12 protein-coding genes and 1 riboswitch are annotated in these 15719 nt (G+C 71.8%); of the genes, 7 read left to right on the top strand and 5 right to left on the bottom strand.

The window, feature by feature from the left end; genetic code table 11:
* The first annotated feature begins 197 nt into the window (after window positions 1–197).
* The 3 genes from K7G59_RS04550 (at window position 198) to K7G59_RS04560 (ending at window position 3061) form a co-directional block, all read left to right on the top strand.
* Window positions 198–956 carry a gamma-glutamyl-gamma-aminobutyrate hydrolase family protein gene (locus K7G59_RS04550; RefSeq protein ID WP_225830510.1) on the top strand — a complete coding sequence of 253 codons (759 nt, stop codon included), beginning with the start codon at window positions 198–200 and terminating at the stop codon, window positions 954–956.
* 346 nt (window positions 957–1302) lie between these two features.
* Window positions 1303–2559, top strand: a complete 1257-nt coding sequence (locus K7G59_RS04555) for an SLC13 family permease (RefSeq protein WP_225830749.1) — start codon at window positions 1303–1305, stop codon at window positions 2557–2559.
* Between the two features lie 4 nt (window positions 2560–2563).
* Window positions 2564–3061 carry a universal stress protein gene (locus K7G59_RS04560; RefSeq protein ID WP_225830511.1) on the top strand — a complete coding sequence of 166 codons (498 nt, stop codon included), beginning with the start codon at window positions 2564–2566 and terminating at the stop codon, window positions 3059–3061.
* Between the two features lie 106 nt (window positions 3062–3167).
* Here K7G59_RS04560 and K7G59_RS04565 read toward each other — a convergent pair whose 3' ends face one another.
* Together K7G59_RS04565 and K7G59_RS04570 are read right to left on the bottom strand one after the other, a co-directional pair.
* Entirely contained in the window at window positions 3168–3521 is a 354-nt protein-coding gene (locus tag K7G59_RS04565) for a hypothetical protein (RefSeq protein ID WP_225830512.1), read from the bottom strand.
* A gap of 24 nt (window positions 3522–3545) precedes the next feature.
* Entirely contained in the window at window positions 3546–4073 is a 528-nt protein-coding gene (locus K7G59_RS04570) for a TetR/AcrR family transcriptional regulator (RefSeq protein WP_225830513.1), read from the bottom strand.
* 119 nt (window positions 4074–4192) lie between these two features.
* Between K7G59_RS04570 and K7G59_RS04575 the strand changes: the two genes are divergently transcribed.
* The 4 genes from K7G59_RS04575 to K7G59_RS04590 all read left to right on the top strand — a co-directional run bounded on the left by K7G59_RS04575 (window position 4193) and on the right by K7G59_RS04590 (window position 7741).
* Window positions 4193–4876, top strand: coding sequence for a flavin reductase family protein (locus K7G59_RS04575; RefSeq protein ID WP_225830514.1), 684 nt, complete (start codon window positions 4193–4195; stop codon window positions 4874–4876).
* On the top strand, window positions 4873–5673 hold the full coding sequence (locus K7G59_RS04580) for an alpha/beta fold hydrolase (RefSeq protein WP_225830515.1): 801 nt from the start codon (window positions 4873–4875) through the stop codon (window positions 5671–5673). Before K7G59_RS04575 ends, K7G59_RS04580 begins: the two co-directional genes overlap by 4 nt.
* Window positions 5674–5955: 282 nt before the next feature.
* A riboswitch (cobalamin riboswitch) is annotated at window positions 5956–6078 on the top strand.
* Window positions 6079–6138: 60 nt separating this feature from the next.
* On the top strand, window positions 6139–6537 hold the full coding sequence (locus K7G59_RS04585) for a hypothetical protein (RefSeq protein ID WP_374114189.1): 399 nt from the start codon (window positions 6139–6141) through the stop codon (window positions 6535–6537).
* A gap of 121 nt (window positions 6538–6658) precedes the next feature.
* Complete coding sequence (locus K7G59_RS04590; RefSeq protein WP_225830516.1) at window positions 6659–7741, top strand: enoyl-CoA hydratase/isomerase family protein; 1083 nt, start codon at window positions 6659–6661, stop codon at window positions 7739–7741.
* Window positions 7742–7781: 40 nt separating this feature from the next.
* On the opposite strand, the gene K7G59_RS04595 is transcribed toward K7G59_RS04590, so the two are convergent.
* The 3 genes from K7G59_RS04595 to K7G59_RS04605 all read right to left on the bottom strand — a co-directional run bounded on the left by K7G59_RS04595 (window position 7782) and on the right by K7G59_RS04605 (window position 15653).
* The gene (locus K7G59_RS04595; protein ID WP_225830517.1) at window positions 7782–10649 is read right to left on the bottom strand and encodes an AfsR/SARP family transcriptional regulator; all 2868 of its coding nucleotides are present in this window, start codon (window positions 10647–10649) and stop codon (window positions 7782–7784) included.
* A 192-nt stretch (window positions 10650–10841) separates the two neighbouring features.
* Window positions 10842–11252: an SRPBCC domain-containing protein gene (locus tag K7G59_RS04600; protein ID WP_225830518.1), complete on the bottom strand. Its 411-nt coding sequence runs from the start codon at window positions 11250–11252 to the stop codon at window positions 10842–10844.
* 180 nt (window positions 11253–11432) lie between these two features.
* Entirely contained in the window at window positions 11433–15653 is a 4221-nt protein-coding gene (locus K7G59_RS04605; RefSeq protein ID WP_225830519.1) for a bifunctional nitrate reductase/sulfite reductase flavoprotein subunit alpha, read from the bottom strand.
* Between the last annotated feature and the right edge of the window lie 66 nt (window positions 15654–15719).

A 15719-nucleotide genomic window follows, 5' to 3' on the forward strand; every position in this document is an offset into this window, starting at 1 on the left:
CGCCAGGATTCTTGCCGAACGGCCGGGGTGGTGACTCCCTCCCGCCCTGGCCGTGGCCGATCCCCTTCCCCGCACAGCAGGCGCATCCGTGCGCCTGCTGTACCGCGCGCCGGCCTTTGCCGCGCCCGGTGCGCTGCTGTGCCACCGGAAGGAGTCACAGGCCGACGATCGACCTTCGAACTTCGAAAGGGGGGACGTTGCGCACACCGCTCATCGGCCTCACCACCTACCTCACGGAAGCCCGATGGGGAGAGTGGGACCTGCCTGCCGCGGTCCTGCCCGCCGCCTACGTGCGAAGTGTCCAGGCCGCAGGCGGCCGGGCTCTCCTTCTGCCTCCGGACGCGCCCGAGGCCGCTCCCGATGTCGTGGCCCGCCTGGACGCGGTCGTCCTGACGGGCGGCGAGGACCTGGACCCCGGGCTGTACGGAGCCGAGCCGCATCCGTGCACGGGAGCACCGGTGCCCGAACGCGACCGGTGGGAGTGGGCCGTACTGACCGCCGCCCTGGAACGCGACATGCCCGTGCTCGGCGTGTGCAGGGGCATGCAGCTGATGAACGTCCAGGCGGGCGGCACCCTCATCCAGCACCTGCCCGAGAAAGTCGGGCATCAGGCCCACAACCTACGGCTGGGGTTCTTCAGCCGGCACACGGTCGCCACGGTGCCCGGCACCCGCCTGGGTGCGCTCCTGCCCGGGACACGGCCGGTTCCCACGCACCACCATCAGGCGGTGGATCTGCCGGGGGCGGGTCTCGTCGTGGCCGCCCGTGCCGAGGACGGCACCGTGGAGGCCATCGAGAGCAACCGGCACCGCTTCGCGCTGGGCGTCCAATGGCATCCTGAGATGGATACGGGCCACGCGATCGTCGAGGCGCTCGTGGCCGCAGCCGGCTCGCCCCAGGCCGGCGCGCCGACCCGTGTGAGGCAGGCAGACATGCAGCGCACCGGCTCCGCCTAGGCGCCTGCGCCGCTCGGCATCCCGCCCACTCGCGACACCACCGGCCGCCCGTCGACCACCGTCCAGGCGTTCCCCAGCAGGGCGATGTGGGGGGTGCGTTCGCAGCCGGCCGGCCACGAGGCCGTTCGTGGCTGTGCCGTAGCGGCGTCAGCTGTCGTCGTCGGCCGGTGGGTGTGGCACGAGCGGACGGAAACATGCACCCTCGGCCGGTTTTCCGTGTCGGGTCCGCTGCTCCACGAGGAGCCAGACCGCTGCGCCGTACGCGGAACGCGGGTCTGTCTGCACGGAGAGCGGACAACGGCGATGCAGACTTGGGTCTCCACTCCCGCTCAGGAAGGCACCGGCCCTGAATGCCCCGCTCGCGGAGACACTCTCCGCCACCCTCCTCGTGGCAGTCCTTGTCTGCGCGGTGATCCGCCCCTGGGGCTGGCCGGAGGCCGCCGTCGCGGTCCCCGCCGCCGGAGTGGTCATCGCCGTCGGCGCGATCTCCCTGCACCACACGGCGGACGAGGCCGCCCGGCTGGGACCGGTCGTCGGCTTCCTCGCCGCCGTCCTGGTCCTGGCCCAGCTGTGCGACGACGAGGGCCTGTTCCACGCCTGCGGCACCTGGATGGCCCGCACGGCCGCGGGCAGCTCGCACCGGTTGCTGGTCCTGGTGTTCGCGGTCGCCTCGCTGATCACGGCGGTGCTGAGCCTGGACGCCACGGTGGTCCTGCTGACGCCGGTGGTGTTCGCCACCACCGCCCGGCTCGGCGCCCGCGCCAAACCACATGTGTACGCCTGCACCCACCTGTCGAACACCGCGTCGCTGCTGCTGCCGGTCTCCAACCTCACCAACCTGCTGGCATTCGCCGCCAGCGGACTGAGCTTCACCCGCTTCGCCGCCCTGATGGCGCTGCCCTGGCTGGTGGCCATCGGTGCCGAGTACCTGGTGATCCGCCGGTTCTTCGCCACCGACCTGGACGCCGGGGCTCAGGCACCCCCCTCACCCGAGCCGCGCGAGGTACCGGCATTCGCCCTGGCCACGGTGGCCTGCACCCTGGCCGGTTTCGTGGTGACCTCCGCGCTCGGGATCAACCCGGCGTGGGCGGCAGCCGCGGGCGCGGCCGTGCTGGCCGGACGTGCCCTTGCCCAGCGCCGCACCACCCCCAGGGCGATCGTGCGAGCCGCGGCGCTGCCGTTCTGCGCGTTCGTCCTGGCCATGGGCATCGTGGTCCGTGCGGTCGTCGACAACGGCCTCGCCGACGCGCTCGGGCACATCCTGCCCGACGGCACCGGCCTGCCCGCACTGCTGGGCATCGCGGCCCTGGCCGCCGTACTGGCCAACATCATCAACAACCTGCCCGCCGTGCTGGTCCTCCTGCCGCTGACCGCCCCCGTCGGGCCCGGCGCCGTCCTGGCGGTGCTGCTCGGGGTGAACATCGGCCCCAACCTCACCTACGCCGGATCCCTGGCCACCCTGCTGTGGCGGCGTATCGTGCGGGAACACGACAGTGACGTGGACCTGGGCGAGTTCACCCGGCTCGGGGCTCTCGCCGTGCCCGCCGCCTTGCTGCTCGCCGTGGTGGCACTGTGGACCTCGCTCCACGTGATCGGAGGCTGAACCCGTGACCGTCATCGCCTGGATCGTCGAAGGAACCTGGGCCGCCTGCGTCGACGCCGCCCGCACCCACGCCCCCGAGGGCACCGACATCGTGCTGCTCCATGTCGCCGGACCCGACGTACCCGGCGCTGCCCACGGTGCCTACGCCGGACTGCTGGGCCGGGCACGCCCCGACCGCGACCCCGGCACGGTCGTGGAACGCCTCGCCGCCGCGGCCGGCGAACACCTCCTGGACGCCGCGGCCGAGAGGCTGGGACGCCCCTGCACCCGCGTCGAGCGGCACGGCCGCATCGAGCGGGAAGTCGTGGCCGCCGCGGAAGGCGCCGACCTGCTCATCCTCGCCCGCGACGGCGACCGCTCCCACCTCGGGCCACGCAGCCTAGGCCCCGCCAGCCGCTTCATCGTCGACCACGCCCCCTGCCCCGTCCTGCTCATCTGGCCGGAGACCGCACCCGGCACGCACACCATCCCGCCGCCGCCCCACCCCCCGCACCATCGGTAGCGGGTCGACCCGTCGCAGGCACCGTGCGGGCCGTGGGAGCCATGGAGGCCGTGGAGGCCGTGGGACCGACAGCGCGGCGGCGACGGGCTCGGCCGCCGGTGCGGGATCAGTGGGGCAGGGCGTCTTCCACGAGCGCCACCGTCGCGCGGGGATCGGGGACCTGGACCACGAGGCGGGCGTATCGCTCGTCGGACAACTGGATGACCACTGCCTTGGCCGGGTCTTGAACGTCCCAGAAGACCCGTTCGCCATCGACGTGGAAGGTGCCGGCGGTGATGACGCCCGGGACATAGGTGCCCAGGGACCGGAGTCCCTTGGGCTCCCTGACGATCCCGGGATCAGCCGTGGCACCCCGCACGTGGGCCAGAGGGATCGTCAGGCGGCTCTTGAGCGCCCAGAGTCTGTCCAGCCCCTCGATCTCCACGATCAGGTTGCCGTCGTCGATGCTGACGTGTGCCATGGTGTTTCCTTCGCTGTGAGAGTGTCAGGGTCGGCCGAGACGCTGGGCCAGGGCGGCGCCGGCCCGGGTGGTGCCCGCGTCGGTCGTGCCGGACCTGGCCCGTGCGCGCAGCCCGATGAGCAGTGCGGTGGCCGCCGCGGGAACGGCGTCGGCGTCACCGTTCCCGGCCGCCTGGTCCAGCGCGGTGAACGCCTCGCCGACCAGTCGGGCCACCTCGGCGTCCACGGGTGCGCGCTCGACCGCGGCCAGCAGGACCAGATCGAGTGCCGTTCCGGTGACCGCGTCGGCGAGGACCTCGTGCGTCCCTTCCGCGTGGCCGCCCGCTGCGGTGACACGCTCCACCAGGCCGGCCACCTCGTGGTCCACGGACCACTTCAGCGCGGCCAGGTAGAGCCCGCGTTTGCTGCCGAATGTCTTGTACAGGCTGTTGCGGTGCACACCGAGGTGTGACACCAGGTCGTCGACGGATGTGCCGTCGTAGGTCCGGGTCGAGAAGAGTCTCGCCGCCGACCGGATCACGTCAGCCTCATCGAATGCCCTCGGTCGTCCCATGGAAGGACCGTACAGAGTTCAGGAATGGTCAGTCAAGAACGATCGTTCCTTAACTTCGTCCTGGACGCGGCGGGAACGGTTCGGCACTTGCCGAAATGACCCGTCCCTACGCTCGGATCATGAAGATCATCGAGCCCCTCGTCCGGCCCGGTTCCGACATCGATCCCTGTGTCTCCATAGAGCCGAGCGTTCTGTACTTCGGCACTCCCGTGGTGCTCCTGTCCACCGAGAACCCGGACGCCTCCGTCAACCTGGCCCCGATTTCCTCCGCCTGGGCCCTGGGGCAGGTGGTCGTCCTCGGCCTGGGCCGGGACGGTCAGACCGCGCACAACCTCACCGCCCGCCCCGAACTCGTGATCAACGTCGCCGGCCCCGGTCAGTGGCAGGCCGTCGAACGCCTGGCACCGCTCACCGGCCGCCACCCCGTCCCCTCGACCAAGCACGAGGGCTGCCGCTTCGAGAAGGACAAGTTCGGCGCGGCGGGGCTGAGCAGCCGCCCGTCCCACACGGTCCGCCCGCCACGGGTCGACGGATGCCCGCTCCAACTCGAGGCGCGTGCCGAGCGCGTCCGGCCGGACGCCTCCGGTGAGTTCGTCATCGTCGAGGCCCACGTGCTGAAGGTGCACGCCGATCCCCGTATCGTCGTCCCCGGTACCGATCACATCGACCCGGCCCTGTGGAGCCCGCTCATCTATAACTTCCGGCACTATTTCGGCCTCGGCCCGGAACTCGGCCACTCCTACCGCTCCGCCACACCGCGTGACGTCGACGCGCCCGGCACGGACCCAGGAGCGCACACATGACGGCGCCGTACGTCCACCACTACGGTGCGGCTGGAGGACCCGCACTGCTCGCCCTGCACGGGATCAAGGGGCACGGCGCTCGCTGGCGGCGCATGGCCGAGACGTCCTTGGGCGACTTCTCGGTCATCGCGCCGGACCTGCGCGGGCACGGACGCTCCGACCACGCCCCGCCGTGGGACACCGAAGCCCATGTGGCGGACATGCTCGCCGTGCTGGACGCCCGTCACCTCGATCGTGTGGATCTGCTCGGGCACTCGTTCGGAGGGCTGATCGCGCTGCGGCTGGCCCACGCGGCCCCCGAACGCGTCGGCCGGATCGTCCTGCTCGACCCCTCGGTCGGACTGCCCGCCGCGCAGATGCACGAGCAGGCCCGCCGGACGCTGAGTCCCGGCTTCTTCGCGGACCCGGAACAAGCGCGCGCGGAGCGCAGGTCGGCCTGGCCGGCCGTCTCCGCCGCCACCGTGGAAGAGGAGGTCGCCGAGCACCTCGTACAGCGCGACGACGGGACATGGCAGTGGCGCTTCGAGCCCGCGGCCGTCGTGACGGCGTGTTCCGAGATGGCGGGAGCGGCCGTCACTCCGCCCGCCGCCGTGCCCACGCTCCTCGTCGTTGCCCGCCGGTCGGGCTTCGTCCGCCCGGAGTACGTCCGGGCCTGCCGGGCGACGCTGGGGGAGCGCCTGACGGTGGCAGAGCTGGATGCGGGCCACATGCTGTATCTCGAACGCCCCGAGGAGACCGGTGAGCTGATCCGCCGCTTCCTGGCGTATCCGCGCGAGGGGACCGCACGGCGGCGATGACCGAGGCGCCCTTCCCGGAGCGCCGCGGGATCCCCGCCCGGCAGCGGGACGTCGCCGCGGCGGTCTGCCGCAAGCCCGTGAAGGCCAGTGCCTTCGCCCTCGCCCGGCGGCTGGTGAAGGAGCGCGTCCGTGAACACGGGTGGGTCCGTCCCCGGCGGCGGGGACGGACCCACCCGGCCGTCTGCCGTCCGGTGCGCCCGCTCACGGCGTCCGGCGGTGCCGCCGGTGACGGTGTGGCGCCGGGATGGAATGATGACCGGCGACATAAGGCGACGGCGGTCCGAGGAAGCCGGTGTGAATCCGGCGCGGTCCCGCCACTGTGACCGGTGAGCGAGTTCCGGAACGCCACCGCCCCGACCGGGCTGGGAAGGCGGGACGAGCGACGACCCGGGAGCCAGGAGACTCACGCGGTCGCCTCCTCGAGCAACACCGGGGCGGATCTCCCCGGGAGGGGAGTGGTGCGGCGTGCCCGAGAGGCCGACGCAAGAGGTATCCGGCGCGTCTGCGGGGTGGAACGGTTCGGCACCGTCCCGGGTCGTCGTGTGCCGGGACTGCTGCTGCGGCAGTCCCAAGGTGACCGGGATCGACCACGCGGCGCAGACCGCGCGTCTGCGGGCGGAGGTCCCGGTGCGGATCTCGGACTGCCTCGACGTGTGCGACCAGGCCAACGTCATCGTCGTACAGCCCTCCGCCGCGGCTCGGGCCGCGGGTGCGCGGCCGGTCTGGCTGGGGCTCGTCAACGACGCGGACGCGACCGAGGACATCCTCACCTGGGTGCGTGCGGGCGGCCCGGGCGCCGCTCCACAGCCGGACATCCTGGACCTGTACGCCTTCACGCCGCCGCGGCGGCGTGCGGAGCGGTGAGGCCCGCACCGTAAGGAAGCGGCCGGACCTCACCCCGGCCACCGTCCCACCACATCATCCCGGAAGGAACCGACGAGATCATGCGCGTCATCGTGGCCCTCGGCCGGACGGAGGCGTTCGGATGACCGGCACCGAAGAACCCGTGCTGTTCCACACCGCCGGACGGGCCGCCCACATCACGCTCAACCGGCCGAAGGCCATCAACGCCCTCAACCACGACATGGTGCGCCGCATCGACGAGGCCCTGACCGCGTGGGAGCACAACCCGTCGGTGGAGACCGTGGTCGTCTCCGGGGCGGGGGAGCGGGGCCTGTGCGCGGGCGGGGACATCCGTGCCATACACGACGACGCCCGCGACGGGGACGGCTCCGCCTCGGCCGCGTTCTGGCGCGACGAGTACCACCTCAACGCCCGTATCGCTCGCTACCCGAAGCCGTACGTCGCCCTCATGGACGGCATCGTGATGGGCGGCGGCGTCGGCATCTCCGCGCACGGCAGCGTCCGGATCGTCACCGAACGGTCGCGGATCGCCATGCCGGAGACCGGCATCGGCTTCGTCCCCGACGTCGGCGGCACCCACCTGCTCGCCCTCACCCCGGGCGAACTCGGCACCCACCTCGCGCTGACGGGCGCCCAGATCGGCGCGGGTGACGCTCTGCTGTGCGGTCTCGCCGACCACTACGTACCGTCCGCTGCCCTCGGTGCCTTCGTCGAGGACCTCGCTGACATGCCCGTACGGGATGCTCTCGTGCGCCATGCACAGCCCCCGCCACCAGGGCAGTTGGCCGAGTGGCAGGACTGGATCGACGCCTGCTACGCCGCCGGGACGGTGGAGGAGATCGTCCGTCGGCTGCTCGACCACGGCTGCCCGGACGCGAAAGAGACGGCCGAGACCCTGTTCAGCAAGTCGCCCACCGCTCTCAAAGTGACCCTGGCCGCGCAGCGCCGTGCCCGGCATCTGGGCACGCTGGAGCGGGTCCTCGACCAGGAGTACCGCGTCTCCTGCGCCGCCCTGAGCACGCCCGACCTGGTGGAGGGCATCCGCGCCCAGGTCATCGACAAGGACCGCAACCCACGCTGGTCCCCCGCGACCCTCGCCGAGGTCACCGACGCCCACGTGGAACGCTTCTTCGCCCCGCTGGGTCACCGCGAACTGGGGCTTGCCGGGCCCGGGAGCACCACCCCGGAGGCGGCGCGGCAGTGATCGCGCCGGAAGGGAGCACCCACGTGACCAGGCTGGGCTCTCAGACCCGGCCGCCGGTCGTGCAGGCCCCGTCCAGTGCGGCGAGACCGGCCCGGCTCTCCTTGGCGCGCTTGGGCAGGGAGTGCAGGAGAGACAGGTCGAGGCAGGTCTGCCAGCAGCGGCGGGCGGCCTCCCACTCCCCGAAGTGATGGTGGGCGCGGGCGGTTTCCGCGAGGCAGTCCGCCGCGCCGCCGTGATCTCCGAGCTCGCGACGGATGGCCAGCGCTTCGCCGAGCGCCGCGAACGCCTCGTCCCGCAGGCCGAGTTCCTTGAGCGCGGAACCGTAGTGCGTCAGGGCCGTGGCGAGCGGCGTGGGCCGTGCCTCCTTCCGCAGCAGCGGGATGCGCAGGCGATGCTGCTCCACGGCACCCTGGTAGTCCCCGGCCAGCTCCAGCGCGTCAGCGATTCTGCCGCGTACGAGAGCCTCGCTGGCCGGGCTGTCAGCCCCGCGGTACAGCTCCTGCGAGCGCAGTGCGTACGCGAGCCCCTCCTTCGCCCGTCCGGCCTGTACGTGGAGTGCCGCCATGTTGCCCGTGATCGACGCCTGGGCCGTGACGTCCCCCGCCCGCTCGAAGAGGTCGAGGGCGATCCGCAGGTTCTCCAGGCACTCGTCGTTGCGGTAGGCCATGCCGTGCGCGACGGCGATACGGCGGTACAGCCAGGCCTGTCCCACGGTGTCGTCATGGTCCACGGCGATCGCCAGGGCGGCCTTGAGACAGGTGTCCCATTCCCCTGTCCACCAGTACGTGTCCGCGTACCCGAACAGCCCCACGGCCAGCCGCCAGGCCACGTCGGAGCGGCCGAGAGCACCGGCCTGGGATATCGCGTGCCGGATGACGGGCAGCTCCCGCACGTACCACTGCAGCGCGTCGTGAGCATCCGTGAAGTCCGCTACGGGTTCGTCCGGTTGGTCGTCCAGCGGCGGGGGCGGCTGGGTCTCACCGACGGTCACCCACGAGGCCTTCCTCACCGCCGCCACGTACCAGGACAGCAACCGCACCGTGGCGTCTGCCCGTTCCTGCGCGGTCATCTCCGCACAGGCCCGCTCGGCGGCGTACTCGCCCAGCAGATCGTGCAGGCCGTACCGGTCCGGCGCAGGGCTCTGCACGAGGTGGACATCGGTCAGGAGGTCCAGCAGCCGGGCGGTCTCCCGCACGGGGAGGCCGAGCAGCGCCGCCGCCGACTGCGAGGTCAGCTCATGGCCGGGCCACAAGCCCAGCAGACAGAACGCCCGGGCGGCAGCCCGCTCCTGGGGTTTCTCACTCTCGCGCATGGCGACGTAGCTCATCGCGAAGGCCGCGTGGACGTCGAGACCGCCCACGCTGAGTTCGTGCAGACGGCCGGAACCCGACGACAGACGCTGCGCGAGCACGGCGAGCGGCCACGTCGGCCGGGAAGCCAGCCGGCCACCGACCACGCGCAACGCCAGCGGCAGCCCGCCGCACAGAGCCAGGATCTCGGCCGCGGCAGCCGGTTCCTCGAGCACACGCCGGGTTCCGCACAGTGCCGCCAGGAGCATCTCCTGATCGCAGGCACCCAGGGGCGACAGCGGGACGAGCACGGCATCCGGCAGATCGGCCAGGGTGTGACGGCTGGTGACCAGGACGGCACAGCTTCCGCTGCCGGGCAACAGCGGCAGGATCTGAGCGGCATCCCGGGCGTTGTCCAGTACGAGCAGCATCCGGCGTTCCGCCATGACGGTACGGAACAGCGCCGCGCAGTCGTCCGTGTCGTCGGGGAGCGATTCCGTACACATTCCGAGATCCGACAGGAACCGTGCGAGCAGACTGCGAGGGCTGCGCAGGCTGCCCGGACCGAAGCCGCGCAGGTCGGCGTACAGCTGCCCGTCCGGGAACTCGTCGCGCAGCCGGTGCGCCACATGGACGGCCAGGGCTGTCTTGCCGACACCCGCCATACCGGAGACGACGACCGTCGAAGGACCGCGGCCGGGCGGCTGGTTCTGGACGTCCGTGCGCGGGCGCAGCAGCGCGGTGAGTGCCGCGATCTCCGCCTCCCGGCCGGTGAAACAACCGGCCACCGCGGGAAGCTGGCGCAGGGGCCGGCGCCCCGGCCCGGAAAGGGACGCGGATGCCGGCTCCGCCGGGGCCTGAGCGCCGTCACCGGCGAGCACCATCTGGTGCGTCGCCCGGACAGCCTCGGACGGCTCGACGCCCAGCTCCTCCACCAGGTTCCGGCGCAGACGGATGTACGCCTGCAGCGCCTCCGCCTGCCGCTCGGAACGGAACAGGGCCAGCATCAACTGCCGGTGGAAAGCCTCCCGTAGCGGGTGCTCCAAGACCAACAGGCTCAGTTGCGGGATCAGTTCATGGTGCCGGCCAAGAGCGAGGGCCGCGTCGAACCCCCACTCCAGCACCTGAAGCCGCGTTTCGAGCAGTTGCTGCACCACCTGCCCCTGCGCCGCGGCATCCGCGAACTCTTCGAGATCCGCCAGCGGTCGGCCCCGCCACAGCGCCAGGGCGGCGTCGCTGTGCCGGGCCACCGTGTCCCAGTCCTCGTCCAGATGTGCCCGGCGCGCGGCGCCCGCACGAGCCTCGAAGACCTCGGCGTCCAACTCGCCCTCGCCGACGTGGAGCCGGTACCCGGGAGGCGCCGCCGTGAGCCGCGGGGGCTCATCACCGAGGAACGCCAACTCTCGTCGCAGCCGCGCTATGTGGTTGAACAGCGAGGCGTCGGCGCTCGCCGGAGGAGTCGGCCCCCACAGAGCCTCCTTCAGGCTCTCCTTCGACACCGTCCGGTTGGCCTGAAGCAGCAGCGCAGCAAGGAGAACACGGACCTTGTGACCCCTCACCGGTCGGCTCTGCGCCCCGTCGTGGACCATCAGCGGCCCCAGCAGCCCGAATACCGGCATCACACCCCCTCGGCTTTCGGCCATCCTAAGACGGCGCGTGCCCTCACCCTCCGGCGAAACGCCAGTGCGAAGAAGGCGCGGCTGTGTCCGGAGCCGGCGTACGACTCGGGTCACCCAGGCGCGCGGCACCTCCCGTACCGTGGCCCGTTCGCATCAGCCGGCCCCGCCAGGACCATCAGGCCGCCTGGTCCGTCACGCGGTCTCGCCCAGGACGGTGTCGAGGCGGTCCAGGACGTGCGGCCAGCCCTTGCCCATGCCGTCGTACGCCTGTCGGCCCATCGGGGAGTCGAGGTCGAAGCCCGCGTGGGTCAGGACGAGGCGGGTGCCCTCGCCCTCCGGGCGCAGCGTCCACGTGATGGTGGTGTCGAGTGAGCCCTCGGCGAATCGGTAGGCCAGCAGTCGCTGCTCCTCCACCTCGGTCACCTCGCAGGGCCGGCTGCCGAAGCTGCCCATGTCGAGGGTGAAGCGGTGCCCGACGACGGGCTCGATGTCGCCGGCGGCCCACCAGCGGGCGTGCACGCCGGGGTCGGTCAGGGCCCTCCAGACCGCCGCCGGGGGGTGGGGCAGGAACTTCTCGCAGATGATCGTGTCGTTCTCGGTCATGTCTCGGCCAGCCGTGTCGGTTCGAGGTGGTGGAAGCGGTGCCGGCCGCGTGGCTCCTCGCGCACCGGTCGGGCCGTACGGAGCACCGCCAGCGTGGGCATGACGCCAGTATGCGTCGGAGAACTCCGACGCATCCGCGACGCTGCCGGCTTCGCATGCCGCTGCTTGCGGCCGGCAGCGTCAGTACACGTCCCGGACGTACCGTTTCTCCGCGGACATCCGCCTCACATACGCGGTGGCCTCGTCGCCGTCCATACAGCCATGCGTGGCGACGATGTCCTTGAGCGCCTGGTCGACGTCCTTGGCCATGCGCCCCGCGTCGCCGCAGACGTAGAAGTGCGCGCCGTCCTGGAGCCACTGCCACAGGCGGGCGCCGTTCTCACGCATCCGGTCCTGGACGTAGACCTTGTTGCGCTGGTCGCGTGAGAAGGCGAGGTCGAGGCGGTCGAGGTGGCCGGATGCCCGGTGTGCCTCCAGGTCCTGGCGGTAGTAGAAGTCGGTGGCTCGGCGCTGTTCGCCGAAGAAGAGCCAGTTGGGGCCGGTGTGGCCGCGGGCCCGGCGGTCTTCGAGAAAGCCGATGAAGGGCGCCACGCCGGTTCCCGGGCCGACCATGATCATGGGCGTGGCCGGGTCGGCGGGTGGGCGGAAGTGCGCTGAGCGCTGGACGAAGACCTGGACGGGTCCGTCGTCGGCGCTGTCCGCGAGGTAGGTGGAGCACACACCCTTGCGGTCCCGGCCGAGGTCGTTGGTGTAGCGGACGACGGAGACGGTGAGGCGTACCTCGCTGGGGTGGGCGAGCGGGCTGGAGGAGATGGAGTACAGGCGGGGCTGGAGGCGCTTGAGTACGCAGGTCCAGTCCGCGGCCGGGGCACGGACAGGGAACTCGGCGACGACGTCGGCGGCCTGGCGGCCCCAGCTCCACCGGGCGAGCGTCTCCTTGTTGTCCGGGCGCAGCAGCCGTTTGAGGTCGTGGTTGCCGGTCCGCTCGGTCACGAACCTGAGCAGGTCGGCGGTGACGCGCGAGATGTCCAGACGGGTGCGCAGCGCTTCTTCGAGGGGCAGGGGCGCACCGTCGCCGAGGTCCACGGGTTCGTCGGGGTCGAGTCCGGTGAGCGCGAGCCACTCGGCGACGAGTCCGGCGCTGTTGGTCGGCCATATGCCCAGGGCGTCGCCGGCGTCGTAGGCGAGTTCGCCGCCGCGGGTGTCGAAGGCGAACTGCCGTACCTCTTTCTCGGAGCCGGGCAGGCTCAGCAGCCTGTTGCCGATCAGCAGGGTGGCGAACGGCGACGCCTTGCTGTAGCCGGCCGGTGCCGAAGCGGGCGGCGCTGCGGTGTCGGGTGGTGCGGTGGCCGCGACGGCTGCGAGGGCGGGTTCGGGTGCTGTCGCCCCCACCGGGCCCGATTGCCCAGGCTGCCGGTCGTCGGCCCTGGTCAGGGCGGCGGCCACCTGGCCGAGCCACTGCTCGGCGGTCTCCTCGAAGTCGGGTTCGCAGTCGGTGCGGGGCAGGAGGCGGGTGGCGCCGAGGGCTTCGAGGCGTGCGTCGAGCCGGCGGCCGTGGCCGCAGAAGTCGTCGTAGCTGGAGTCGCCGAAGGCGAGGACCGCATACCGGAGCCCCTCCAGCCGTGGGGTGTCCGGGGCGGACAGGGCCTGCCAGAAGTCGACGCCGTTGTCCGGGGCCTCGCCGTCGCCGAAGGTGCTTGTGACCACCAGTACGTCGGTGCCGGTGGTGAGACGGGCGGGGGCCGCGTCGGCCATGGGCAGCAGTTCGGGGGTGAGTCCCGCCCGGGTGAGGTGTGCCGCGGTGTGCGCGGCGAACTCCTCGGCGGTGCCGGTCTGCGAGGCCCACAGGATCACCAGACGGCGGGCCGGTTCCGCCGTGTCGGTGGACGGCGCTCCCGTGCGGGAGAACATGCCGGCGAGGATGCCGTCGACCCACAGGGCGTGGTCACGGTCGAAGGGCGCGTCGGGCGGCAGGGCGGGGACGCGTCCGTCGGGCGGGGCCAGGACGAGGCCGGCGAGATAACCGGAGAGATAGTGGCGCTCGGCCTCCGCCAGCCGCGCCGGGGCGAGGTCGGTGATGCCGAACAGCCTGGCGAGCGCGTGGACGGGCGTGCCCGGCGGGACTGCTGACGTACCGGCTCCCGGTACGGCTCCGGGGGCGGGTGTCACGGGCGTGGTCTGCGGTTCGATGCCCGGGCGGGCCGCCGGGACGGGGGCCGCGGTCCTGGCGAGAGCGACGGCGCAGGCCTTGAGTTCGGGCTGGAAGGAGATCGGGTCGACAGTGTTGTTGGTGACGGCGTTGATGCTGAGGTATTCGCCGAACAGGTCGTTCCAGTGGAAGGGGGCGAAGCAGGTGCCGGGCAGGACCCGGTCGGTGACGACGGCGGGCAGTACGGCACGCCCGCGGCGGGAGGCGACCTCCAGGTGGTCGCCCTCGGCAACGCCCAGAGCCCTGGCGTCCTCGGGATGGACCTCCACGAACGGGCCGGGGTTCAGCTTGGTGAGCTTGGCGACCTTTCCGGTCTTCGTCATCGTGTGCCACTGGTGCTGGAGCCGCCCGGTGTTCAGGACGAACGGATAGTCGTCGTCGGGCAGTTCGGTCGCCGGCAGGTGCGGGCGGGCGAAGAACCGGGCGCGTCCGCTCGCGGTGGGGAAGGCCAGGCGGGGGCGGTTGCCGTCCTCGCGTTCCAGCAGGGTCTGGCTGACGCCGTCGTTGAGGTAGCGGATCGGGTTGCGGCCCGGGCCGCCGGCGGCCGGTGCCGGCCACTGGACGGGTGCGGCGCGCAGCCGTTCGTAGCTCACGCCGCGCAGGTCCCAGCCGGTCTTGGGGTTCCACGCCTGCTTGAGTTCCTCGAAGACCTCCTCGGACGAGCGGTACGTGAACGCGTCGGCGAAGCCCATCTCGCAGGCCACCCGGGCGATCAACTGCCAGTCGGGCAGCGCCTGCCCCGGCGGGTCGACGACCCCTTGGACGAGGGTGAGGTTCCGCTCGGAGTTCACCATGATGCCGTCGGACTCCGCCCACAGCGTCGCGGGCAGGACGACGTCGGCGTACGCGTTCGTCTCGGTCTCCCGGAACACGTCCTGGGTGATGACGAGTTCGGCGGCTTCCAGACCGGCGATGACGGTCTTGCGGTCGGCGACCGAGGCGACCGGATTGGTGCAGATGATCCAGCACGCCTTGATGTCGCCGGTGCCCATCTGCTGGAACATCTCGACCGTGCCGCGTCCGACGTCGGTGCGCAGCGAGCCGGCGGGGATGTTCCACAGGTTCTCGATGAAGGCACGCTCGTCATCGACCAGGACCGAGCGCTGGCCGGGCAGACCGGGCCCCATGTAGCCCATCTCGCGCCCGCCCATGGCGTTGGGCTGGCCGGTCAGCGAGAAGGGGCCGGATCCCGGGCGGCAGATGGCGCCGGTCGCCAGGTGCAGGTTGACCAGCGCGTTGGTGTTCCAGGTGCCGTGGGTGGACTGATTCAGGCCCATGGTCCAGCAGCTCATCCACGCGCCGGCCTCACCGATCCACTGCGCGGCCTGCCGGAGGTCGCTCTCGGGGATGCCGGTGATCTCCGCGACCTTCTCTGGCGGGTAGTCCGCGAGGAAGGCGGGCATCTCCTCCCAGCCCTCGGTGAACTCGCTGATGAACTCCTCGTCGGTGTGGCCGTTCGCGACCAGCAGGTGCAGCAGGCCGTTGAGAAGGGCCAGGTCGGTGCCCGGCCTGATCTGCAGGAACAGGTCGGCCTTGTCCGCGGTGGCGGTGCGGCGCGGGTCGACGGTGATCAGCTTGGCGCCCGCCGACTTCACCCGGTCCATCATGCGCAGGAACAGGATCGGGTGGCAGTCGGCCATGTTGGCGCCGATGACGAAGAAGACGTCCGCACGGTCGAAGTCCTCGTAGGACCCGGGCGGCCCGTCCGCGCCCAGCGACAGCTTGTAACCGGAACCGGCGGACGCCATGCACAGCCGGGAGTTCGACTCGATCTGGTTGGTGCGTACGAAGCCCTTGGCCAGCTTGTTCGCCAGATACTGTGCCTCCAGCGACATCTGCCCGGACACGTAGAAGGACAGCGCGTCGGGCCCGTGCTCGTCCAGGATCGCGCGCAGGCGGGCGGCGACCGCCGTGATGGCCTCGTCCGTATCGGTCTCGACCGGCTCCGCGTCGCGCTCGGCGCGAACCAACGCCTTGGTCATACGTCCGGGCGCGGCCATCATGTCCGCGCTCGTCGCCCCCTTGGTGCACAGGCGGCCGGCGTTGGCGGGATGCGCCTTGTCACCGGACGCCTTCACCGCACGACGCCGGCCGTCGGCGGAGTTCCGCGCCACGTCGAGGACGATCCCGCAGCCGACCCCGCAGTACGAGCAGACCGTGCGGACACTGCCGTCCGCCGAGCCAGAAACCACCGAAATCCCACCCCGCCGTGCACGTACCGTCCCTGGCCGGGACTGGCCCGCCGGCGGCGGGGCACT

The sequence above is a fragment of the Streptomyces sp. NK08204 genome (genome assembly GCF_020400585.1).
Taxonomy (GTDB): Bacteria; Actinomycetota; Actinomycetes; order Streptomycetales; family Streptomycetaceae; genus Streptomyces.

What these genes read in the sequence shown, in the direction of transcription:
- K7G59_RS04600 (WP_225830518.1), bottom strand. Translation starts at nt 11,252, where the DNA reads ATGACCGAGAACGACACGATCATCTGCGAGAAGTTCCTGCCCCACCCC.
- K7G59_RS04580 (WP_225830515.1), top strand. Translation starts at nt 4,873, where the DNA reads ATGACGGCGCCGTACGTCCACCACTACGGTGCGGCTGGAGGACCCGCA.
- K7G59_RS04590 (WP_225830516.1), top strand. Translation starts at nt 6,659, where the DNA reads ATGACCGGCACCGAAGAACCCGTGCTGTTCCACACCGCCGGACGGGCC.
- K7G59_RS04595 (WP_225830517.1), bottom strand. Translation starts at nt 10,649, where the DNA reads ATGCCGGTATTCGGGCTGCTGGGGCCGCTGATGGTCCACGACGGGGCG.
- K7G59_RS04570 (WP_225830513.1), bottom strand. Translation starts at nt 4,073, where the DNA reads ATGGGACGACCGAGGGCATTCGATGAGGCTGACGTGATCCGGTCGGCG.
- K7G59_RS04575 (WP_225830514.1), top strand. Translation starts at nt 4,193, where the DNA reads ATGAAGATCATCGAGCCCCTCGTCCGGCCCGGTTCCGACATCGATCCC.
- K7G59_RS04565 (WP_225830512.1), bottom strand. Translation starts at nt 3,521, where the DNA reads ATGGCACACGTCAGCATCGACGACGGCAACCTGATCGTGGAGATCGAG.